This window comes from Microbulbifer sediminum (assembly GCF_021729035.1).
Classification (GTDB): Bacteria; Pseudomonadota; Gammaproteobacteria; order Pseudomonadales; family Cellvibrionaceae; genus Microbulbifer; species Microbulbifer sediminum.
In genome coordinates this window covers 165,357-185,975 of the sequence record NZ_JAJSAP010000007.1, presented here as the reverse complement: position 1 = coordinate 185,975, position 20,619 = coordinate 165,357, and the positions used below count along the sequence as shown (strand labels likewise).

General features: G+C 63.1%; 17 protein-coding genes. 9 read left to right on the top strand and 8 right to left on the bottom strand.

What is annotated here, in order from left to right:
• Positions 1 to 2: 2 nt before the first annotated feature.
• From tsaC to LVD11_RS13425, 4 genes are all read right to left on the bottom strand, one after another.
• Positions 3 to 569, bottom strand: coding sequence for an L-threonylcarbamoyladenylate synthase type 1 TsaC (tsaC, locus tag LVD11_RS13440; RefSeq protein WP_237059861.1), 567 nt, complete (start codon positions 567 to 569; stop codon positions 3 to 5).
• An 11-nt stretch (positions 570 to 580) separates the two neighbouring features.
• Complete coding sequence (purE, locus tag LVD11_RS13435) at positions 581 to 1,096, bottom strand: 5-(carboxyamino)imidazole ribonucleotide mutase (protein WP_237059859.1); 516 nt, start codon at positions 1,094 to 1,096, stop codon at positions 581 to 583.
• 231 nt (positions 1,097 to 1,327) lie between these two features.
• On the bottom strand, positions 1,328 to 2,470 hold the full coding sequence (dprA, locus tag LVD11_RS13430; RefSeq protein WP_237059857.1) for a DNA-processing protein DprA: 1,143 nt from the start codon (positions 2,468 to 2,470) through the stop codon (positions 1,328 to 1,330).
• Between the two features lie 102 nt (positions 2,471 to 2,572).
• The gene (locus LVD11_RS13425; protein WP_237059855.1) at positions 2,573 to 3,634 is read right to left on the bottom strand and encodes a LysM peptidoglycan-binding domain-containing protein; all 1,062 of its coding nucleotides are present in this window, start codon (positions 3,632 to 3,634) and stop codon (positions 2,573 to 2,575) included.
• 184 nt (positions 3,635 to 3,818) lie between these two features.
• Here LVD11_RS13425 and def point away from each other — a divergent pair, with 184 nt between their 5' ends.
• From def to LVD11_RS13400, 5 genes are all read left to right on the top strand, one after another.
• Positions 3,819 to 4,325, top strand: a complete 507-nt coding sequence (def, locus tag LVD11_RS13420; protein ID WP_237059853.1) for a peptide deformylase — start codon at positions 3,819 to 3,821, stop codon at positions 4,323 to 4,325.
• Between the two features lie 110 nt (positions 4,326 to 4,435).
• Entirely contained in the window at positions 4,436 to 5,410 is a 975-nt protein-coding gene (gene fmt, locus LVD11_RS13415; protein WP_237059851.1) for a methionyl-tRNA formyltransferase, read from the top strand.
• Positions 5,400 to 6,710 carry a 16S rRNA (cytosine(967)-C(5))-methyltransferase RsmB gene (gene rsmB / locus LVD11_RS13410; protein ID WP_237059849.1) on the top strand — a complete coding sequence of 437 codons (1,311 nt, stop codon included), beginning with the start codon at positions 5,400 to 5,402 and terminating at the stop codon, positions 6,708 to 6,710. The genes fmt and rsmB overlap by 11 nt, the downstream gene beginning before the upstream one ends.
• 75 nt (positions 6,711 to 6,785) lie before the next feature.
• Positions 6,786 to 8,171, top strand: coding sequence for a Trk system potassium transporter TrkA (trkA, locus tag LVD11_RS13405; RefSeq protein ID WP_237059847.1), 1,386 nt, complete (start codon positions 6,786 to 6,788; stop codon positions 8,169 to 8,171).
• 81 nt (positions 8,172 to 8,252) lie between these two features.
• The gene (locus tag LVD11_RS13400) at positions 8,253 to 9,704 is read left to right on the top strand and encodes a TrkH family potassium uptake protein (protein ID WP_237059845.1); all 1,452 of its coding nucleotides are present in this window, start codon (positions 8,253 to 8,255) and stop codon (positions 9,702 to 9,704) included.
• A 60-nt stretch (positions 9,705 to 9,764) separates the two neighbouring features.
• On the opposite strand, the gene LVD11_RS13395 is transcribed toward LVD11_RS13400, so the two are convergent.
• Entirely contained in the window at positions 9,765 to 10,373 is a 609-nt protein-coding gene (locus tag LVD11_RS13395) for a CDP-alcohol phosphatidyltransferase family protein (protein ID WP_237059843.1), read from the bottom strand.
• 43 nt (positions 10,374 to 10,416) lie between these two features.
• Between LVD11_RS13395 and LVD11_RS13390 the strand changes: the two genes are divergently transcribed.
• Positions 10,417 to 11,652: a NupC/NupG family nucleoside CNT transporter gene (locus LVD11_RS13390; protein WP_237059841.1), complete on the top strand. Its 1,236-nt coding sequence runs from the start codon at positions 10,417 to 10,419 to the stop codon at positions 11,650 to 11,652.
• A 133-nt stretch (positions 11,653 to 11,785) separates the two neighbouring features.
• Here LVD11_RS13390 and LVD11_RS13385 read toward each other — a convergent pair whose 3' ends face one another.
• Entirely contained in the window at positions 11,786 to 12,670 is an 885-nt protein-coding gene (locus tag LVD11_RS13385; protein ID WP_237059839.1) for a lysophospholipid acyltransferase family protein, read from the bottom strand.
• A gap of 224 nt (positions 12,671 to 12,894) precedes the next feature.
• Here LVD11_RS13385 and glyQ point away from each other — a divergent pair, with 224 nt between their 5' ends.
• The 3 genes from glyQ to gmhB all read left to right on the top strand — a co-directional run bounded on the left by glyQ (position 12,895) and on the right by gmhB (position 16,562).
• Positions 12,895 to 13,863: a glycine--tRNA ligase subunit alpha gene (gene glyQ / locus LVD11_RS13380; protein ID WP_237059837.1), complete on the top strand. Its 969-nt coding sequence runs from the start codon at positions 12,895 to 12,897 to the stop codon at positions 13,861 to 13,863.
• Positions 13,863 to 15,944, top strand: coding sequence for a glycine--tRNA ligase subunit beta (gene glyS / locus LVD11_RS13375; RefSeq protein ID WP_237059835.1), 2,082 nt, complete (start codon positions 13,863 to 13,865; stop codon positions 15,942 to 15,944). Before glyQ ends, glyS begins: the two co-directional genes overlap by 1 nt.
• A 69-nt stretch (positions 15,945 to 16,013) precedes the next feature.
• Positions 16,014 to 16,562 (top strand): D-glycero-beta-D-manno-heptose 1,7-bisphosphate 7-phosphatase, encoded by a 549-nt coding sequence (gmhB, locus tag LVD11_RS13370; RefSeq protein ID WP_237059834.1) that lies wholly within the window; start codon positions 16,014 to 16,016, stop codon positions 16,560 to 16,562.
• A gap of 1,177 nt (positions 16,563 to 17,739) precedes the next feature.
• Here the strand turns inward: gmhB and LVD11_RS13365 are convergent.
• Both LVD11_RS13365 and LVD11_RS13360 read right to left on the bottom strand, forming a co-directional pair.
• Complete coding sequence (locus LVD11_RS13365) at positions 17,740 to 18,084, bottom strand: DUF8738 domain-containing protein (protein WP_237059833.1); 345 nt, start codon at positions 18,082 to 18,084, stop codon at positions 17,740 to 17,742.
• A gap of 174 nt (positions 18,085 to 18,258) precedes the next feature.
• A complete protein-coding gene (locus LVD11_RS13360; protein ID WP_237059832.1) occupies positions 18,259 to 20,427 on the bottom strand; it encodes a TonB-dependent receptor family protein in 2,169 nt (722 codons plus the stop codon).
• Positions 20,428 to 20,619 lie beyond the last annotated feature (192 nt).

The following is a 20,619-nucleotide window of genomic DNA, read 5'->3' as shown; positions in this document are numbered from 1 at the left end:
GTTCAGGTGGCCGGCCGCACGATGTCACCGCTGACCAGGTCGCGGATTTCACTGGGGCTGCTGCGCCCGCCGGTGGTACCGCCGCCGACAAAGTCCAGCGCCCCGCCGAAATAGCGCAACACCTGGTACCGGTGCCGGGCCGGCTGGGCACCTGCCGGATTGGCCGAGGTGGACACGATAGCACCGCCGAAGGCACGGCATAAAGCCGCGGTAAACGGGTGGTCGGTACAGCGCAGTGCCACGGAGTGATGGGCCCCGCTGATCCAGGGAGGCACGCGCCCGAAATGCGGAACCAGCCAGGTGACCGGGCCCGGCCACGTGCGGTGTAGCTGCTGCAGCTGGTTGCCGGTCAGGTTATCCAGCAGCGGGGAAAAGTCGCCCTCATCGCCGGAAACCAGGATCAGGCCCTTGGCCAGCGGGCGGTCTTTCAGGCGCAGCAGTCGCTCGACCGCATCCCGGTTGTTCGGGTCACAGGCAAGTCCCCACACCGATTCGGTGGGATGCGCGATAACGCCGCCCGCGGCGAGTGCGCGGGCGGCGAAGCGGACATCGAGCGGAGACACGGCCATCTGGCGGCCGCTTACTTGGTCTTGCGCTGCTCGAGGTCTTTCTGCAGCTGCTCGTCCTTGGCGATGATGGCATCGGCGTTGGCGCGACGCTCATCCACCAGCTTCTGGTGCATTTCCTTGTCGGCAGAGCCGATGATCTGCGCGGCCAGGTAAGCAGCGTTCTTGGCGCCGGCCTTGCCAATCGCCACGGTGGCCACCGGGATACCGCCGGGCATCTGTACGGTGGACAGCAGAGCGTCCAGGCCGTCGAGGGAAGCATTGATCGGCACACCAATTACCGGCTTCAGGGTGGTTGCGGACACGGCACCGGCCAGGTGGGCAGCCATGCCGGCGGCACAGATAAAGGCCGCGCAACCGCGCTGGTCGGCGTCGGTCACATACTTGTGGGTGTTTTCCGGGGTGCGGTGGGCGGAAGTTACCTTCACCTCGAAGGGAATATCGAACTTCTCCAGCACGCCGAAGGCGGCTTCCATTACCGGAAGGTCTGAATCAGAACCCATCAGGATGGCGACAAAAGGCTTGCTCATTTCAGCTCTCTCTAACACGGTCGATGCGGTAAAGACGCGGCAATCTAGCGGATTGCCCTGCGCAAAACAAGTTCTGCCCCCGCGACCGCCCTGCCCGCGGATGTCAGCTGGGGCAAGCCGGTGTTCCCATCACCACCTTGAGGGGCCACTACCAACAATAAAGCGCAACTTCAGCGATTGCGGGCGCCAATGGCGGCGGCTGGCACCCCTGCATACCCGCCCGGCGCCGCCTCAGTCCGCTCCCTGCAGGTGGGCAGTCATGTGCGCCTCGCCCTGCCCCGTCAGCTGGTAACCACCGGGTACCTGCTCGACCAGGCCGGCCAGTTCCATCCGCACCAGGGTTGCCATCAGTTCGCTGGTGCCCTGACCGGTATCAATCGCCAGCTGTTCCAGGCTTCGCAGATCCCCACCCAGCGCCAGCACCAGGCGTCTCTCCGCCTCGGGCAATTCAACCCCGGAGGGTCGCTCCGTCGCTGGCGGCAGGTAGACACCTCCCAGCTGGGCGACGATTTCAGCTGCGGTTTCCACCAGGGCGGCGCCCTGCTTGATCATCTCGTGGCAGCCACGTGCCAGCGGGTTGTGGATGGAACCGGGAATGGCAAATACCTCCCGGTTCTGCTCCAGTGCCAGGCGCGCGGTGATCAGGGAACCGGAACGCACCGCCGCCTCCACCAGCAATACGCCGCGGGCCAGGCCGCTGATGATGCGGTTGCGCCGGGGGAAATTGGCGGCTTCCGCCGCGCTGCCGAGCGTCTGTTCACTGAGCAGGGCACCGCCGCGCTCGGCAATCTTCGCGGCCAGTGCATCGTGGCGGCGCGGATAGATACGGTCGATACCGCTGCCCAGCACCGCAATCGTGGCGCCGTCACTGTCGAGTGCGCCGCGGTGCGCGGCTCCATCGACGCCCAGCGCCAGTCCGGAGCTGATGGCGAAGCCGCCGGCAGCCAGGTCGCGGGCGAAGGCGCGGGCGTTGTCCAGGCCCACCCGGGAGGCACGCCTCGCTCCCACCACGGCAATCTGCGGCAGGTGCAGCACGGCGGGGTTACCGCGCAGATAGAGGACCGGCGGTGGCCGGGAGATCTCACGTAACAGGGCCGGGTAGTCATCGTCGCGGTGGTGGATGGTGTGGATGCCGCTGTCGCTGCAGCGCTCCAGCTCTTCCCGCACCCAGCGCACGAGGGCACTGTCTTCACCGCGTTCGCGGTATTCGCGCCACTGCTGGCGGGCCCGCGGGGGCAGCTTGTCGAGCAGGGATTCCGGCAGGGAACGGAGGGCCGCCGCCGGGTCGCCATAGTGTTCCAGCAGCTGCCAGTAGCGGGCGGGGCCCAGGCCTTCCAGGCGCAGCAGGGCCATCGTGTGGGTCAGCGCGTCCATGCGTCTTCCGGGGTGTCGGTGGGGTTCCTGCCTGCTGCGGCCGGCTTCCGGCGGGCTGTCTGCAGGGGCAGTGGTGCGGGGCGACGAGTGCCCCGCGCCGGGTTACGGGTTGCGGACCAGGTCCAGGACTTCCAGTGCCCGGTCGGCCTCGAGCACCAGGCCCAGGCTCATCTTATCGAAGGTGCGGAACACCATCAGCAGGCCGGCACGCTCGTCGGGCAGTTTCACGTTTTCGCGCTCAATACGGTCGTGCACCACGGCACCGCGCTTGTAAATCGCCAGTACGTGGCCCGGCTGCAGGCCCTCGCGCTCGCCCTGGTTGATGGCAACCACATCGTACTTGCCGATCTGGGTCACGCCCTCTTCAACCCCCAGGATCACGCCCTCCACCGGAGTGGCCGGCGCGCCCGGCTGGAACAGCGCGGCAATGGAGCGCTCCTCCACCGGCAGCAGGCGATCCTCCAGGCGGATTTCGCGGGAAGTGCGGGTCACCTCCATGGTCGCCACGGCGAAGTCCTGGCGCTCGTCAGGATCCAGCTGGTAGAGGTCAACATCGCCGACATCCAGTGCCTGCATACCCAGGATCTCACCGGTGTAGGGGTCGGCGTAAACCTCGCCCGGGCGATAGATGCCATAAGAGGCGAGGGGCGCGCGAAAGTCACCGCGGGCGTAGATACGCTCGCCGGCGCCCATCAAAATCCGCTGGTCCTGTCCGGAAATCACGTAGGGGGTGCCCTCGAAGGCGTTGGGCTCGACGATTCGGGTGCGGGACAGGAAGGCATTGATGGCGTCCAGCGGGATTGCGGGAATGGCTTCAGTCACTGCCTCGCGGCGCACCTGCGGCGCCAGGCGGTCGGCCCCCGGCGACAGGCGATAGGGGCGCGGTGCGCGCTCGAGCTGCAGCCGCGGCTGGCCCTCGACGTAGACCAGGCGCAGGCGGTCACCGGGATAAATCAGGTGGGGGTTTTCGACCTGGGGGTTAACCTGCCATATTTCGGGCCAGTACCAGGGCTGGGCGAGAAAGGTACCGGAAATGTCCCAGAGGGTGTCGCCCTTCTGGACCACATACTCGTCCGGGTGGTCCGGATTGAGGCGCACGTCGGCCGCCTGGATGCCGAACGCCGCGGCCAGCAGGACGCCGGCGGCCAGAATAATTTTTTTCATGGAAGCATTCCTATGCTCTTTATCGCTATAATTCTCAGCGCCGGGCCACAGCCTCGGTGGCGGGAGCCTTGTTAACAGCATCCGGCAGGCACGGCCTGCAGCGGCTCCTTGCGGCAAATATCGAGCGCGATCATTATGTTATCAGCGCAAGTTCCATGTTTACTAGAAGTTTGTCACAGGTGATATGGCCAAGCTCGAGATCCTAGAATTCCCCGATCCCCGCCTCCGTCAGGTGGCCAAGCCCGTCGAAAAGGTCACCGATGAGCTGCGAACGCTCTTGGACGACATGTTCGAGACCATGTACGAGGCACCCGGGGTGGGCCTGGCGGCGACCCAGGTCAATGTGCACCAGCGTATCGTTGTAATCGATGTCTCCGAGGACCAGAGCGAGCCGCTGGTCTTTATCAACCCGGAAGTAGAAGTGCTGGATCCGGAGATCCACCAGTACGACGAGGGCTGCCTGTCAGTGCCCGGCTTCTACGAAACCGTGGAGCGGCCGCGCCTTGTGCGCGTGAAGGCGCTGGACCGCAATGGCGAAGCGTTTGCCATGGAGGCCGAGGGCCTGCTGGCCGTGTGTATCCAGCACGAGCTGGACCACCTGGACGGCAAGCTGTTCGTCGATTACATCTCGCCGCTGAAGCGCAATCGTATCCGCTCCAAGCTGGAAAAGGCCCAGCGCAAGCGCGCCTGACACGGCCCCACAGTCCCTGGCCGGTGCCCGTGCACCGGCAACCCGCTCGCTACACTGTGAAACATCCGGTCACTACCAACATCCCCGCCATACCAGAACAACGACGTTATATGAGCCTGAACATTATTTTCGCCGGCACGCCGGACTTTGCCGCCGTGCACCTGCAGGCGCTGCTCGACAGCGAACACAATGTGGTCGCTGTCTATAGCCAGCCGGACCGCCCCGCCGGGCGTGGCAAGAAACTGCTCGCCAGCCCGGTCAAGCAACTGGCACTGCGGCACGATATCCCTGTCTACCAGCCGCCAAGCCTCCGCGATGAAGCCGCACAGGCTGAACTGGCGGCGCTTGGCGCCGACATCATGGTCGTGGTGGCCTACGGCCTGATCCTGCCCCGGGCGGTACTGGATACCCCGCGCCTGGGCTGCGTCAACGTGCACGCATCACTGCTGCCCCGCTGGCGCGGGGCCGCACCGATCCAGCGCGCCATCGAGGCCGGGGATGCAGAAAGCGGCGTCGCCATCATGCAGATGGAAGAGGGCCTGGACACCGGCCCCGTGCTGGTAGAGAGCCGCTGCACTATCACCCCCGCCGACACTGGCGGCAGCCTGCATGACAAACTCGCCGGCCTCGGTGGCCCGGCGCTGCTGGAGGCCCTGGCGCAGCTGGCCGCGGGCACGGCAGAACCGCGACCACAGGACGACGGCCGGGCCAACTATGCGGGCAAGATCAGCAAGGAGGAGGCGCGCATCGACTGGCTGCGCCCTGCAGTCGAGATCGAGCGCCAGATTCGCGCCTTCAACCCATTCCCTGTGTGCTGGACCACCTATTCCGACAACCGGGGCGAACAGCGACTGCGGGTGTATCGCGCGCAGCTGGAGCGCGGCTGCCACAGCGACATCCCCGGTACCGTCATCGCTGCAGATGCAGAGGGCATCCTGGTCGCCTGCGGGCGCGAGGCACTGCGATTGCAGTTACTGCAGCTACCGGGCAAGAAAGCACTGGAAGCGGCGGAGATACTGCGGGGTTACCCGGACCTGTTCGTACCGGGCCAGCGACTCGACGGAGTAACTGCCAATGACCACTGACACCCGCGCTGCGGCGGCCGAAGTCGTCGCCACGCTGCTCCAGGGCCAGGGGTCGCTGGCGCGCCTGTTACCGCGCGCAGAGCAATCCGTGGCCGAGCGCGATCGCAGCCTGCTGCGAGAGCTGTGTTATGGCTGTGCCCGCACGGCACCGCGCCTGCAACTGCTGGCGGACAAGCTGGTGCGGCGCCCGCCGGGGGACAACCGGGTACAGGCGCTGCTACTGCTGGGCCTGTACCAGCTCGAGTACACCCGCATCCCCGATCACGCCGCTATTTCCGCCACCGTGGAGGCCGCCCGGGCATTGAAGCTGGAGCGGTCGACGGGATTGATCAACGGTGTGCTGCGCAATGCCCAGCGCAATCGCGAGCAACTGCAACGCAAGCTGTCCGGCAACCCGCAATTCAGCTCCATGCACCCCGCGTGGCTGCAGCAGCACATCAAGGCCGCCTGGGGCCCCCGGGCGGCGGACATTTTCCGCGCCAACAACACCCCGCCGCCGATGACGCTGCGGGTAAACGCCGCACGAACCTCCCGCGACGCCTACCTGGCGCGGCTGGCCGAGGCTGGCATCGCCGCCAGTGCCACGCTGGTTTCGCCGGTTGGGGTGACACTCGAGGAGGCACAGGCGGTTGCCGACCTGCCGGGCTTCGCCGACGGCGATGTCAGTGTCCAGGATGAATCGGCCCAGTTGGCGGCCCTGCTGCTGCAACCGGCGGCCGGCGAGCGAGTGCTGGATGCCTGCGCCGCCCCCGGCGGAAAGAGCTGCCACCTGCTGGAACTGCAGCCCGACACCCACCTGGCCTGCCTGGATATCGACGAAGAACGGCTCGACCGCGTGGCAGAGAACCTCGAGCGCATGGGTGCCACCGCCGAACTGCTGTGTGCCGACGCGGCGGAAACCCGCGACTGGTGGGATGGCGAGCCCTACGACCGTATCCTGCTGGATGCCCCCTGCTCTGCCACCGGCGTCATACGGCGCAACCCGGACATCAAGCTGTTGCGCCGGGAGGAGGATATTCCCGCGCTGGCAGAGCTGCAGGGCCGCATACTGCACGCCCAGTGGCAGTTGTTGCGCCCCGGCGGCAGCCTGCTTTACGCCACCTGCTCCGTCCTGCCGACTGAAAACAGCGATGTCGTCGCCCGCTTCATTGCGGAGACCGGGGATGCGAGCGACAATACGCCACAATTGCTGAACGGGGTTGCCTGGGGTGAACCGCAGGCAGCGGGGATGCAGCTATTTCCCGACGCCGCAGGCGGCGACGGCTTTTTCTACGCGCTGCTGCGCAAGGCCCCGCAGTAAAGCCGGCAGAAGGACCGGCGCGGGACCGGACAATAACAGCTAGGGCGGCTGCGGCCGTGAGCCAAACATAATCCTATGAAAATTGTCATTCTCGGCGCCGGCCAGGTGGGTGGTTCACTGGCGGAAAGCCTGGCATCCGAACGCAACGACATTGTGCTGGTGGACAGCGACGAGAAAACCCTGCGCGAGCTTCGTGACCGCATCGATATCGGCATCGTCGCCGGCCATGCCTCGCACCCCGACATCCTGCAGGAAGCGGGAATCGAGGACGCCGACATCCTGGTGGCGGTGACCAACAACGACGAGACCAATATGGCCGCGTGCCAGATTGCCCACTCGTTGTTTCGCGTACCCACCAAGATCGCCAGGGTGCGGGCCGCCGCCTACCTTCAATACCCACAACTTTTCGATCCCCAGTCGATTCCCATCGACGTGTTGATCAGCCCCGAGCAGCTGGTATCCGAGTATATCGCCCGCCTGATGGAACACCCGGGCGCCCTGCAGGTACTGGATTTCGCCAACGGGCGGGTCCAGCTGGTTGCGGTGCGCGCGATCCAGGGTGGCCCGCTGGTGGGCCACCAGCTGCGCTACCTGCGCCAGCACATGCCCAAGGTGGATACCCGGGTGGCGGCCATCTACCGCCGTAACAGCCCCATCATCCCCCAGGGTGATACGGTGATCGAGGCAGGCGACGAGGTATTCTTTATCGCCGCCCGCGCCGACATCCGTGCGGTAATGAGTGAGCTGCGCCGCCTGGAGCACGGTTACAAGCGGGTGACCATTGCCGGCGGCGGCAATATCGGCCTGCGTCTGGCCCACAAGCTGGAAAACCGTTACACGGTGAAGATCATCGAGCAGAGTCACGAGCGCTGCATCTTCCTGTCGGAGGAGCTCTCCAATAGCATCATCCTGCACGGCAGTGCCTCCGACCAGGACCTGCTGCTGGAGGAAAGCATCGAGGACACGGACGTGTTCCTGGCGCTGACCAATGACGACGAGGCCAATATCATGTCGTCGCTGCTGGCCAAGCGGCTCGGGGCACGCAAGGTGATGACGCTGATCAACAACCGTGCCTACGTGGAACTGGTGCAGGGCGGGGAGATCGATATCGCCATCTCGCCCCAGCAGAACACCATCGGCAGCCTGCTCACCCATGTTCGCCGCGGTGACATGGTCAATGTGCACTCCCTGCGTCGCGGTGCCGCCGAAGCTATCGAGGTGATCGCCCACGGTGACAAGCGCACCTCCAAGGTGGTGGGCCGCAAGATCGAGGATATCGACCTGCCGGAGGGAGCGGCCATCGGTGCCATCGTCCGCGAGACCAACCACGGCAGCGAAGTGTTGATCGCCCACGACGACGTGGTGGTGCAGAGCGATGATCACGTGATCGTGTTCCTGGTGGACCGCCGCCACACCCGCCACGTGGAGCGGCTGTTCCAGGTTGGGTTCAGTTTTTTCTGAACCATTTTTATTCACGTTTCGCAGGGGCGGTCGCTGCTGCATGAAGCGTACAAAGGACAAACCACAGGCTGAAATGCGCCGATGCGAATTGCTGTAATTGCGCGAGTTTTCGGGATCCTGCTGACGGTATTCAGCCTCACGCTGCTGCCGCCCATCGGCGTGTCCCTGTGGTACGACGACGGCACCCACACTGCCTTCAGCATCGCCTTCGCCATTACCCTGCTCACCGGCCTGTTCATGTGGCTACCGGTGCACGACCTGCGCCAGGAAATGCGCACCCGGGACGGCTTCGTGGTGACCTCACTGTTCTGGCTGGTACTGGGTAGTTTCGGCTCCCTGCCACTGATCATCAGCCCGCAACCCAACCTCGGCATCACCGACTCGATTTTCGAATCCCTGTCCGGGCTGACCACCACCGGGGCCACGGTGATCACCGGCCTGGACAGCCTGCCGCCGGCAATCCTGTACTACCGCCAGCAACTGCAGTGGTTCGGCGGTATCGGCGTCATTGTGATCGCGCTGGCGATCCTGCCCATGCTGGGTATCGGTGGCATGCAGCTGTACAAGGCCGAAACCCCGGGGCCAATCAAGGACACCAAACTGACCCCGCGGATCGCCGAGACGGCGCGCGCCCTGTTCGTTATCTACATTATTCTGACCCTGCTCTGTGGCCTGGGCTACTGGTGGGCCGGCATGTCCATATTTGATGCCGTCGGGCACGCATTTTCCACCGTCGCCAACGGCGGCTTCTCCACCCACGACGCCAGCATGGGCTTCTATGCCAACAACCATGCAATCATGGCGATCTGCATCTTTTTCATGTTTACGGCAGCGATCAACTTCGGGCTGCACTTCTTCGCCTTCCGCAACCGCACCCTGTCACACTACTGGCGCGATTCGGAATTCCGTTTCTGGGTCACGCTGACACTGTGCTCCGCGTTGCTGATCAGTGCCTACCTGTGGTGGCTGGGAATCTTCTCCCCCGGCAGCAGTTTCCTGCACGGTTTTTTCCAGGTGGTTTCCATCGGCACCACCGCGGGCTTTGCCTCGGAGAATTTCTCCGCATGGCCGGCGTTCCTGCCCTATGTACTGCTGATGCTGGGCATCCTGGGCGCCTGTGCCGGTTCCACCTGTGGCGGGATCAAGGCGGTGCGCGGCATGCTGATCATGAAATCGGGCATGCGCGAATTAAACCGGCTGGTACATGCCAATGCGGTGGTACCGATCAAGGTGAACGGCAAGATCGTGCCGGAGCGGGTCACTGACGCGGTGTGGGGGTTCTTCGCGGTCTACATCCTGTCATTTTTCGTGCTGACCATTATCGTTATGGCGACCGGGGAAAACTTTGTCACGTCGTTTTCCACCGTGGCCTCGTGCCTGAGTAATATCGGTCCGGCGCTGGGCGACGCCGCAGCGCACTACGGTACGGTCAATGAAGTGGCCAAGTGGTTCCTGATCCTGGCAATGCTGATGGGCCGCCTGGAGATCTTCACCCTGCTGGTGCTACTGACCCCGGCATTCTGGCGTCACTGAATACTCTTGCGGCGGCCGCTGGCGGCGTGGCCGCAAGCGGTAACAAAGTGCGCAGTGGCACTACTCAAACGTGTCGTGCTTACCGCGAATGATCTGCCAGTAACGGGGCACGAAGGTTACCAGCACATAGATTTCCAGGAGGCTGCCGAGCAGGCTGATGGCGCCGATGGTTTTGGCCAGCGGGCTGCCGGAGAAATAATAATCGGGGGATATTTCCAGCAGCACGTTCTGCAACAGCCCCAGTCCCAGCACCAGGAAGGCCACCGCGGTGGCCAGTTTGGGCAGGAAGCGCGGTGCCACCTTGAAGGGTCGCTTGAGCCAGCCCATCAGCACCGGGAACACCGTCAGCTGGATGGCATAGCGGACGATCACCAGCACCGCAAACACCGCCACCACCGGGCCGAAGTTCCACATCAGCGGCATCAGGCAGAGCACAAACAGCTTGTCTGCCACCGGGTCCATCAATGCCCCGACATGGGAATGCCAGCCGCACCGTCGCGCCAGCTGGCCGTCGAGGAAATCGGTGAGGGCCCCAATGGCAAAGGCGATCAGCGCCGGCACCGCCTTGTTGTCGAGCACCAGCCAGATCACCACCGGGATCAGCAGGATGCGCAGCACCGACAGGCAGTTGGGAATGTAGCGAAATACGGAAGGCTGGCTTCTGTCCATTGTCGATAATAACCGCGCCCAAGGCGCTTAGGATCTCCAGTTTATGTGGCAAGCCCTGTTGGGAATTCTGGTCTTTACCGCCATCCCCGTCCTGCTGAGCGAAAACCGCCGGGCAATCTCGCCGCGCATGGTCCTGGCCTGCCTGGGGCTGCAGTTTGCCATTGCCTGGCTGATGCTGCGGGTCACCTGGGTACAGGACCTGCTGCTGGGGCTGAACAGCGCGGTAAAGGTGCTCGAGCAGGCTGCGCTGGCGGGCAGCAGTTATATGTTCGGTTACCTGGGCGGTGCGGATCTCCCGTTCGAGGCTGACGGGCCCGGCTCCCCGTTTATCATCGCCTTCCAGGTCCTGCCCATCGTCCTGGTGATGAGCGCCCTCTCCGCGATCCTGTTCTACTGGGGCATTCTACAGAAAATCATCGGCGGCCTCGGCTTCCTGCTGCAAAAGGCCCTGCGCCTGGACGGCCTGCAGACCTTCAGCGTGGCATCCAGCGTGTTCTTCGGCATTGTCGAGGCGCCGCTGCTGGTACGGCCCTACTTCGAGTCCATGTCCCGCTCGACCCTGTTCCTGCTGATTACCGCCGCCATGTCCACGGTGGCGGGCACGGTCATGGTCTTATACGCCAGCCAGCTGGAGGGGATCATTGCCAACCCGGCGGGGCATATCCTGGTGGCCTCCCTGATCAGCATGCCGGCGGCAGTACTGTTCGCACAGCTGTGGGTGCCGCCCGCGGACCGCGAGCCACACCAGATCCCACCGGTGCGCAGCGAGGCCCAGAGCACCCTCGACGCACTGGTGCGTGGCACCGAGGACGGCGTCAAGCTGCTGCTCAATATCATCGGCATGATCGTGGTGCTGTTTGCACTGATTTACCTGGTCAACGCCCTGCTGGGGGCCCTGTTCGGCGAGCGCATCACCATCGAGTACCTGGCCTCTTTCCTCTTCCACCCCATCGTGTGGCTGATGGGCGTGGACGGCGCGGACCTGGGGCAGGCGGCGGAGCTGATGAGTATCAAGCTGATATTCAATGAGTTTGTCGCCTACCAGCGGATCGCCGAACTGGGCCCCGATGCCCTCTCGCCCCACAGTTACCTGATCCTGGTCTATGCCATCTGCGGCTTTGCCAACTTTGCCAGCCTGGGCCTGGTGGTGGGGACTATTTCCACGATCGTGCCCGGCCGCACCGCCGAGGTGGCCTACCTTGCCACCCGTGCCCTGTTTGCCGGGCTGCTGGCGACCTGCATGACGGGGACGGTGGTGGGGCTGCTGCACGGCGGTTGAGGAGGTGCCAACTGCTGGAGCGTGTGCACTGGGAGCAGTTTGCGTGAAGTGCGTTCAGGTATGATCGCCGGGCGCCGGAGCCCGGGGAGACCCCGGCATCATTGGTGAGGCAATCGGTGCGGGGCCCTGCGCCTCACGGCCTGCGATAGATACCGCTCTTTCCCTCAGGCTGGCGGCGAAACCGCTTGTATTCCCACTGGTACTGCTCCGGCGCCTCACCGATACAGGCCTCCACCCCCCGGTTCATGGCCGCCAGCGACACCTTCTGCTCGTCGCTGTAGATGGCCTGCTCTGCCGGCAGCAACACCAGCTCGAAGCCGTCGTCGACCCGCTTGCCAAAACCGAATACGCAGCGGCAGCCGGTGCGCTGCAGCAGGTTGTGGGCCAGGGTCATGGTGAGTGCCGGGCGGCCGAAGAAGGGGGCGAAATCGCCACCGCTGTCGGGCTCCTGGTCCGGCAGCACCATCACGATTTCGCCGCCTTTCAGGGCCTTGAGCAGGGCCCGCACCCCGCGCATGTCGGTAGGTACCAGGTTTGCGCCGGTGGCCTCGCGGGCCCCGCGGATCACCGGGTCAAGGGCGGCGAGCTTGGGCGGTGCGTACATGGCGGTGGACGGGCCCAGGGTTGCCAGGTACATGCCGAAGATCTCCCAGTTGCCGATGTGGGGTATCAGCACCAGGACACCCCGCTCGTCATCCACCTCGTCGGTGAGCAGTTGCTGGTTGCGCACCCGCACAATCTGGTCCTCGCTGCGACTCCATGGTTGCTGCCAGATGGTAGCCACCTCGAAGCCGGTCATGGCAGTGTGCACCACGCTCTGGCGCGCCAGCCGCTCGCGCTCCCCCGTCTCCATAGCCGGGTAGCAGCGCGCCAGGTTGATGCGGGTCAGGCGCAGGGTTTCGCCGCGTACCAGCACCGCGAGCCAACCCACGACACGGCCCAGCCGGCGCGACCAGCGCAACGGCAGCCGGCCCACCAGCTTCAGGGTGAATAGCGCCAACCGGCCCTTGATATCCAAGACAACAACTTCCTCTGCCAGTTACACAAATACGGAACCGCGGGCCCGCGGCCCTGTCCCTCCAATATGGTGATTGATTGCGGCGCCTGGGCCACGCACCGTGCCCCACGGCTTTAGTGCGTCCCCTGCTGCCGCTATAATTGCGACCCTTTGCCCGCGCTCGCGGCCGGGATCGATTCCGGGCCGCCGTACGGGCCGCACACAACAGATATCCGGAGATAGCGGTGTCCAAGCAATACGACCTAAGCACTTTCCAGGGGCTGATCTTTGCCCTGCAGGACTACTGGGCGCGCCAGGGGTGCGTCATTCTACAGCCTCTGGATATGGAAGTGGGTGCCGGCACCTTCCACCCGGCTACTTTCCTGCGTGCGATCGGCCCGGAAACCTGGAACGCCGCCTATGTGCAGCCCTGCCGCCGCCCCACCGACGGCCGCTACGGCGACAACCCCAACCGCCTGCAGCATTACTACCAGTACCAGGTGGTGATGAAGCCGTCGCCGGACAATATCCAGGATCTCTACCTGGACAGCCTGCGCGCCATGGGCGTGGACCCGGCCATTCACGATATCCGCTTTGTTGAGGATAACTGGGAATCCCCCACGCTGGGCGCCTGGGGCCTGGGCTGGGAGGTGTGGCTAAACGGCATGGAGGTGACCCAGTTCACTTATTTCCAGCAGGTGGGCGGTCTCGAGTGTTACCCGGTGACCGGCGAGATCACTTACGGCCTCGAGCGGATCGCCATGTACCTGCAGAACGTCGAATCCATCTATGACCTGGTCTGGACCCGCAACCCGGATGGCAGCCCGGTAACCTATGGTGACGTCTTCCACCAGAACGAGGTGGAGATGTCCCATTACAACTTCGAACACGCGGATGTGGAGTTCCTGTTCAATACCTTCGATCACAGTGAGCGGGAAAGCCAGCGCCTGATCGAGCTGGGCCTGCCGCTGCCCGCCTATGAGCAGGTAATGAAAGCCTCCCACGCCTTCAACCTGCTGGACGCCCGTCACGCGATTTCCGTCACCGAGCGCCAGCGTTACATCCTGCGGGTGCGCACCCTGGCCCGGGCCGTGGCCCAGGCCTATTACGATGCGCGGCGCGCACTGGGCTTCCCCCTGGCGGCGGAAGAGATTCGCAAAGAGATTCTGGCGGAACAACCGGAACAGCAGTCCGAACAAGAGGAGAAGCAGTAATGGCGCAGGATTTTCTGGTAGAGCTGGGCACCGAGGAACTGCCGCCAACCGCACTGCACACATTGATGCAGGCATTCGCCGACGGAATCGAGCAGGGCCTCCGGGGCGCAGAGCTGGAGTTCGGCGAGGTAAAAGCCTACGCCGCACCCCGGCGCCTGGCAGTCGCCGTGTCCGGCCTGGCGGAGCGCCAGCAGGACAAGCAGATTGAGAAGCTGGGTCCGGCCGTAAAGGCCGCGTTCGACAAGGAAGGTAACCCCAGTAAGGCAGCCGAGGGCTTTGCCCGCAGCAACGGTGTCACCGTGGACCAGCTGTCACGGAAGGAAACCGACAAGGGCGAACGCCTGGCGTTTGTCAGTGAGCAAAAAGGGGCTGACACCGTCAGCCTGCTGCCCGGCATTGTGGAGAAATCCCTGGCCCAGCTGCCGATCCCCAAGCGCATGCGCTGGGGTGCCCGGCGCGAGGAGTTCGTGCGCCCGGTGCACTGGCTGCTGATGCTGTTCGGCAACGAAGTGGTCAACGGTGAGGTGCTGGGCCTGCAGGCGGGCAATACCAGTCGCGGCCATCGCTTCCACTGTAACCGCGAGCTGGAAGTGCATTCCGCCAAGGATTACGTGCAACAGTTGCGCGATCCCGGCTACGTGGTGGTGGATTTCGCCGAGCGCCGCGAGATGATCCGCGACCAGGTTACCGCCGAGGCCCACAACGTCAACGGCGAGGCGGTCATCGACGACGACCTGCTGGATGAAGTCACCGCGCTGGTTGAATGGCCGGTGGCGCTCACCGGCCGCTTCGAGCAGCGCTTCCTGGACGTCCCTGCGGAAGCCCTGATTTCCTCCATGAAGGAACACCAGAAATATTTCCACGTAGTGGACGGCGACGGCCAGTTGCTGCCGTTCTTCGTCACCGTGGCCAATATCGAGAGCCGGGACCCGAAGCAGGTCATCGAGGGCAACGAGCGGGTGATCCGCCCGCGCCTGTCCGATGCCGCTTTCTTCTTCGACACTGACAAGAAGACCAGCCTCGAGGCCCGGCGCGAGAAGCTCAAGCAGGTAATCTTCCAGCAGAAGCTGGGCACCATCTATGACAAGACCGAGCGCCTGGCCGTTCTGGCACCGAAGATTGCCGCCGCCATCGGCGCCGACGAGAGCCAGGCCGAGCGCGCCGCCAAGCTGTGCAAGTCGGACCTGGTGACCGAGATGGTATTCGAATTCGCCGACCTGCAGGGTGTGGCCGGCTACTACTACGCCGAGAACGACGGTGAGCCACTGGACGTGGCCAAGTCCATGTACGAACAGTACATGCCCAAGTTCGCCGGTGACGAGCTGCCCAAGAGCGAGACCGGCACCGTGCTGGCACTGGCGGACCGGCTGGATACCCTGGTGGGGATTTTCGGAATCGGCCAGCCGCCCAGCGGCTCCCGCGATCCCTTCGCCCTGCGCCGCGCCAGCCTCGGGGTAATTCGCCTGCTGGTGGAAAAGAAACTGGACCTGGACCTGCGCACGCTACTGGAACTGGCCCGCGACAACTATCCTCGCACCGCACTGGGAGAATATAACACCGTCGTCGAGCAGGCCCTCGCCTACATGCTCGAGCGCTTCCGTGCCCGCTACGAGGACCAGGGTATTCCCGCCGAGGTGTTTATGGCAGTGGCCGCGCGCAAACTGTCACGCCCGCTGGACATCGATAACCGGGTACATGCCGTACATACCTTCAGCCAGCTGCCGGAAGCGTCGGCACTGGCAGCGGCAAACAAGCGTGTATCGAACATCCTCGCGAAGCTGGATGGCCCGGTGCCTTCGTCCGTGGATGAAGAACTGCTGCAGGAAGACGCCGAAAAGGCGCTTCATGCCGCAATCACGGATGCGCAGCAACAGGTACAACCGCTGTACGCGGCGGCCATGTTTACTGACGGCCTGGCCGGCCTGTCTGGCCTGCGGGAAACCGTCGACAGCTTCTTCGATAACGTTATGGTGATGGCGGACGACGAGCAGCTGCGCAACAACCGCCTGGCGCTGCTGGCACAGTTGCGCGCACTGTTCCTGGAGGTTGCCGATATCTCCCTGCTGGCCCCGGCAAAATAACCCCACCCCATCCAGAGCGCAGGGGCCTGCTGGTACGGGCTCCTGCCATGGTGCAACCAGGCTCGGACTATGACCATTATCGTACTCGACCGGGACGGGGTGATTAACCGCGAAGTGGAAGGTGGCTGCCGCAGCGCCGACGACTGGGTGCCCCTGCCCGGCAGTATCGAGGCCATGGCCGGGCTGTCGCAGGCCGGCTACCAGCTCGCCATCGCCACCAACCAGCCTGGCTTGGCCCGCGGTTGGTTTGACCTCGACGACCTTGAGGCCATGCACGCCAAGATGCGTGCACTGGTGGAGGATGCCGGCGGTGAGGTGGCGGCCATCTTTTACTGCCCACACGACGATGCGGACAACTGCCGCTGCCGTAAGCCCGCCACCGGCCTGCTGGATGTGATCGAGGCGGAGTTCGATACCAGCCTTCACGATTGTTATTTCGTTGGCGATCGCCCGCGTGACCTGCAGGCCGCGGTGGCCAAGGGCTGTAAACCGGTACTGGTGCGCACTGGCCGGGGCGAGGAAACCCTACAGCAGCTGGTCAGCAATCCCGACGAGGCGCTGGTGCAGACCGCCCTGTTTGACGACCTGCTGCAATTCTCCCGGTTTGTATTGCAGTAGTGTTGCGCCGCCGGCAAGGCGTCCGATCTAGCCGCCATCCCTCCCCCGGTTGTCATCTCTTCTTCCAGTATTTTCTTACCAAGCAGAGCGGACCAGCAATCTTTGCCCCGGAGAGGCAGCGGGCCTCGAAAGGAAGATGTCACCGTGAAGTGATCTTTCGGGTTTTGCTTTCCGGTTCAATGAACTGTTTTGCGCATCGTCGCCAGTTTTTTGCATCGATACATTTTTGCATCGACACCAGAGCTTTCGCTAATTCTTTTGATCCTTTTTTGTTTGCATGACTAGCATTGTTGATATTCCCCGGGGAAGCAGCTTTGCCCAGGGCCAGCTTCCAGTGAGACCCAGGCACAGTTTCATCCCGGCGAGAATTTCGTTGTCAGGTTATGCAAGAAAGCCCCGACCAATTCCGGCAGGCAGGCGAATTTTTCCTTGTACAGGTAAGCAGGTCGGCCGTTCCTGTGGCGTTAGAATGGAGACAATGCCTGTGGCAGCTTCACTGTAAAACGACAGGGAATATTTGAGCGGATATTTTTTTCCGAAGCGTAGGACGCCCCTCGCCAGTGTTCATTGCTATAGGCTTTCTCTGGCATTACCCGGGCTTCACTAAATTGTGCGGCAACTGGTGCTTAGTCGAAATGGATTCTTTCCCGAAACCAGTTCGTTTACTCAATGAATCCGCGCGCTCACTGTGTCCTTTACCAGAACAGCCTGGTGGAGGATCCGGTTCCTTGAGGACACAGAGCATCGGGAGGTGCATGGTACTGCCAGGCCCGGCACTTAATAGACCGGTGCCATTGGGAATTACTTTGGCTTTGGTGCCCAGAAGCCCTACCGTCCCCGGCAGCGCGCGGTAAATAGTGCCCGGAGGCCTATGTCATTTTGTCATTTGGGTGCGATGTTCATAGCTGCTATGCAGGGATGCGCTAACGGAATTCAAGTAAGCTTGCACAAAGCGAGCAGCAAGGCCGCTTTCTCCGCTTCAGGTATACGTCCAGCATCGATTGACGCGTCCGGTGCCATGCACGCAGGCGGGCACTGTTATTCGCTACAGGAGAGACTGACGACGACCGGATTCCCGCCGTGCCATTCTCCGGCCTCGTATTGTTACATCGCCCTCCCGTCGTCGTAGCGCGCTATATTTTTACGTCTAGTCTCGGGCCATGTCCTTTGCCTGGCATCAGGCTCCCTCTCGCAAGACACCCTCGCAGACCAGCCCGCGGTTATCGCCCAGGTGCACGCGGTAATGTTCACTGCCGTGCGCGACGGTAGCGATATAGCCCTCGATAGTGGCAGGCAGGTAACGGCGGCCGGGTTTCGGGCAGCCGAGGCTGGAATCGGACCAGGTGCGGGGTTCAATGGCAATCACCGCCAGGCGGTCGGCACGCACGTCCAGGTAATCGGCTGCTACAGTGATCGCCTGTTGTTTCGCCTCTTCCGCGCCGACTTGCGGCTGCTCAGCCAGGACAAGTGCGCTTTGCAGGATCAGCGCGGCAACGCAGGCGGACACCAGCTTCTGTTTCATGCTCATTTGCTCCCGGGTCTCTGTTTTTCATCAATTCCCAGCCATTGGATATGGTAGTGCCTGGCCGTTGTTCAACCCAGCCGACCGACTTGCATGAAGTACCACCACCCGTGAACCAGGCAAAAAAAAGCCGCGACAATGTCGCGGCTTTTTTTCCGGGGCTTTGGTCCTGGATCAGAAGGCGTACTTCACACCCAGGATTGCAGTGCGCGGCTTGTTGGCGCGGGCACCGTCGGGGCTACGGCTGATGATCTCCTGCTCGTCCAGCAGGTTGTCGACTTTCAGGTAGCCGCTCAGGTCCTGGCTGAAGTCGTAATGAGCCGCTGCATCCAATACCCACAGGGAACCGGTGTAGTCGTACTGATCGGTACCACCGCGGTTGCAGTCGGTGTTTACGCACATCTCATCCTGGAACGCCGCACTCAGGTTGATCCGCCAGTTGGCGCCACTGTCGATTCCGGTGCTGAGGGCAAAGACGTTTTCCGGCACGTATGCCAGGTTGTCCCCGGCAAGGATGGCGCCATCGTCACTGTTCTCGGTGGTCTCGGCATCGGTGAAGGTATAGGTCGCGCGCAGGGGGATGATCCAGCCGTTTGCGAGTGCCCACTCACTGCCCAGCGCAGCTTCAAAGCCCTGGATCTCAGCCTCGCCCAGGCCAAAGGTGCCGCTGTCGGCGCCATCCGGGCAGGGTACGGCCACGGAGCAGTTCTGCACGGTATTTTCGTAATCGCTGTAGAAGGCGATCAGCTCACCATTCAGGTTACCGTTGTCGAAGCGTGCACCCCACTCGTAGTTGGTGGACAGCTCAGCACCTACGCCGTCCTTGGAACCGGCACCGGGAGGCGCAAAGCCGCGATGGACACCAGCCAGCAGGCTCCACTGGCCATTGATGTCGTAGACCAGCCCGACGCCCGGCAGCCACTCGTCTACCTGGTTGGAGCGGGAGCTTCCCGCCACATTGCGCTCCACATCGTCGTAGCGCTGCTGTTCCGTTTCAACGTCCTCGTAGCGCAGTGCCGCAGTGAGGGTCAGGTTGTCCGCCAGCGCGATATCGTCGTAAATAAAGAAGGATGTGGCATCCGCCTCTTCCACACGGTTGTTACCCCCGGTGGGAAGCTCCTTTTCAACGAAGGATAGCGATCCATCCACCTGGTCATAGATTTCCACTGGCTGGAAGCGGTCCACCTCATCCCAGTGGCGGCGCAGACCGAAATCAAGGTCATGGCCGATGGTGCCTGTAGTCAGCTGCCAGTTAGCACTTACTTGCAGTCCGCGGGCGTCGTATTTGCGGTTGTTGTGCTTCACTTCGAGGCCCTGGAAATCGGCATCGCCATCCAGGATCGCCTGCGCCAGGGTGTCGCCTTCATTGGCGGCATCGAGCAAGTCGCCGGCATTGTTGGCCTTGAACCAGTCACGCTTGAACTTGTTGTAGTAGGCCTGGGTGTGGATGGAGAAGCTGTCGCTCAGGGCAATGCTGTGGTTGAGCTGCACTGTGCTGTGGCGGTTCTGCATCTCGTCCAGCGCCGTAAGGCCGTAGCGGCGGTTCGGGTCGCTGTCGAAATCGCTATCGGTCAGGCCCACATAGCTCATGCCGGACAGCTCTTCAGAATACTGCAGCTTCACATCCAGCTGCTGCTGGTAGGTGGCACTCGCAGCGGACTTGAGGCGGCCCTTGATCAGGTAGTCTTCCTTCTGGATATCGGCACTGCCGGCGCGATCGATATCGCGGAAACCATCCGCATACTGCTTGTGGGTTTCCAGCAGGAAGCCGGTGGTATCCGTGCTGCTGCCGTAGTAGGTGTGCAGGCGATTCTCACCGTTTTGCCCGGCCTCAACCTTCACGGCGCCAGCGGTCGTCTCGGGAATCGGGGTGCTGAGCATGTTTACCGCGCCACCGACCGTAAAGGGCCCGTACTTCAGTGTTGCCGGCCCCTTGAGTACCTCGATACCGCTCAGGCGGCCGGCAGTGGGGAAGTAGTATGCGGAGGGGGCAGCATAGGGTGCCGGCGCAGCCAGGACACCGTCCTCCATCAGCGAGATCTTGCTGGAGCGGCCGCTGCCGGAGCCCCGGATACCCAGGTTCGGGCGCAGCCCATATCCGTCTTCCTCACGCAGGTAGACGCCGGGAACGCTGCGGACAATACGGTTGATGTCCACAAACTCGAATTTTGCGAGCTCTTCAGCATCCACCAGGTGGGCGGATCCGGGCAGCGTCTTTACCGACTCGCTATCACCGATCACCGACAGGGTTTCCAGTGCCGGAGTCTCCTCCTGGGCGATGGCGGGAACAGAAACGGCGCTAGCCAGGGCAATCGCCAGCGGCGAGAGAACAAAGCGGGTCATGCATCCTCCATGGACGGTACAGTGTTATTCAATTGAGCTTGTTAATGAGAATGATTCAATTTTACTATCAGGTTTACGGGGACGCTACTGTTAATTGCCCTTTACCACGCCTGCTTTGTGGAGGTGCCTCCCGCGCTTCGCTCTTCAGGTTCGGAAGCGTGCAGACGGCGGATTAAGATAGCTGGCGAGTGC

What these genes read in the sequence shown, in the direction of transcription:
- LVD11_RS13400 (WP_237059845.1), top strand. Translation starts at nt 8,253, where the DNA reads ATGCGAATTGCTGTAATTGCGCGAGTTTTCGGGATCCTGCTGACGGTA.
- LVD11_RS13395 (WP_237059843.1), bottom strand. Translation starts at nt 10,373, where the DNA reads ATGGACAGAAGCCAGCCTTCCGTATTTCGCTACATTCCCAACTGCCTG.
- LVD11_RS13360 (WP_237059832.1), bottom strand. Translation starts at nt 20,427, where the DNA reads ATGACCCGCTTTGTTCTCTCGCCGCTGGCGATTGCCCTGGCTAGCGCC.
- dprA (WP_237059857.1), bottom strand. Translation starts at nt 2,470, where the DNA reads ATGGACGCGCTGACCCACACGATGGCCCTGCTGCGCCTGGAAGGCCTG.
- glyS (WP_237059835.1), top strand. Translation starts at nt 13,863, where the DNA reads ATGGCGCAGGATTTTCTGGTAGAGCTGGGCACCGAGGAACTGCCGCCA.
- trkA (WP_237059847.1), top strand. Translation starts at nt 6,786, where the DNA reads ATGAAAATTGTCATTCTCGGCGCCGGCCAGGTGGGTGGTTCACTGGCG.
- tsaC (WP_237059861.1), bottom strand. Translation starts at nt 569, where the DNA reads ATGGCCGTGTCTCCGCTCGATGTCCGCTTCGCCGCCCGCGCACTCGCC.
- LVD11_RS13390 (WP_237059841.1), top strand. Translation starts at nt 10,417, where the DNA reads ATGTGGCAAGCCCTGTTGGGAATTCTGGTCTTTACCGCCATCCCCGTC.
- rsmB (WP_237059849.1), top strand. Translation starts at nt 5,400, where the DNA reads ATGACCACTGACACCCGCGCTGCGGCGGCCGAAGTCGTCGCCACGCTG.
- LVD11_RS13425 (WP_237059855.1), bottom strand. Translation starts at nt 3,634, where the DNA reads ATGAAAAAAATTATTCTGGCCGCCGGCGTCCTGCTGGCCGCGGCGTTC.
- fmt (WP_237059851.1), top strand. Translation starts at nt 4,436, where the DNA reads ATGAGCCTGAACATTATTTTCGCCGGCACGCCGGACTTTGCCGCCGTG.
- def (WP_237059853.1), top strand. Translation starts at nt 3,819, where the DNA reads ATGGCCAAGCTCGAGATCCTAGAATTCCCCGATCCCCGCCTCCGTCAG.
- purE (WP_237059859.1), bottom strand. Translation starts at nt 1,096, where the DNA reads ATGAGCAAGCCTTTTGTCGCCATCCTGATGGGTTCTGATTCAGACCTT.
- gmhB (WP_237059834.1), top strand. Translation starts at nt 16,014, where the DNA reads ATGACCATTATCGTACTCGACCGGGACGGGGTGATTAACCGCGAAGTG.
- LVD11_RS13365 (WP_237059833.1), bottom strand. Translation starts at nt 18,084, where the DNA reads ATGAAACAGAAGCTGGTGTCCGCCTGCGTTGCCGCGCTGATCCTGCAA.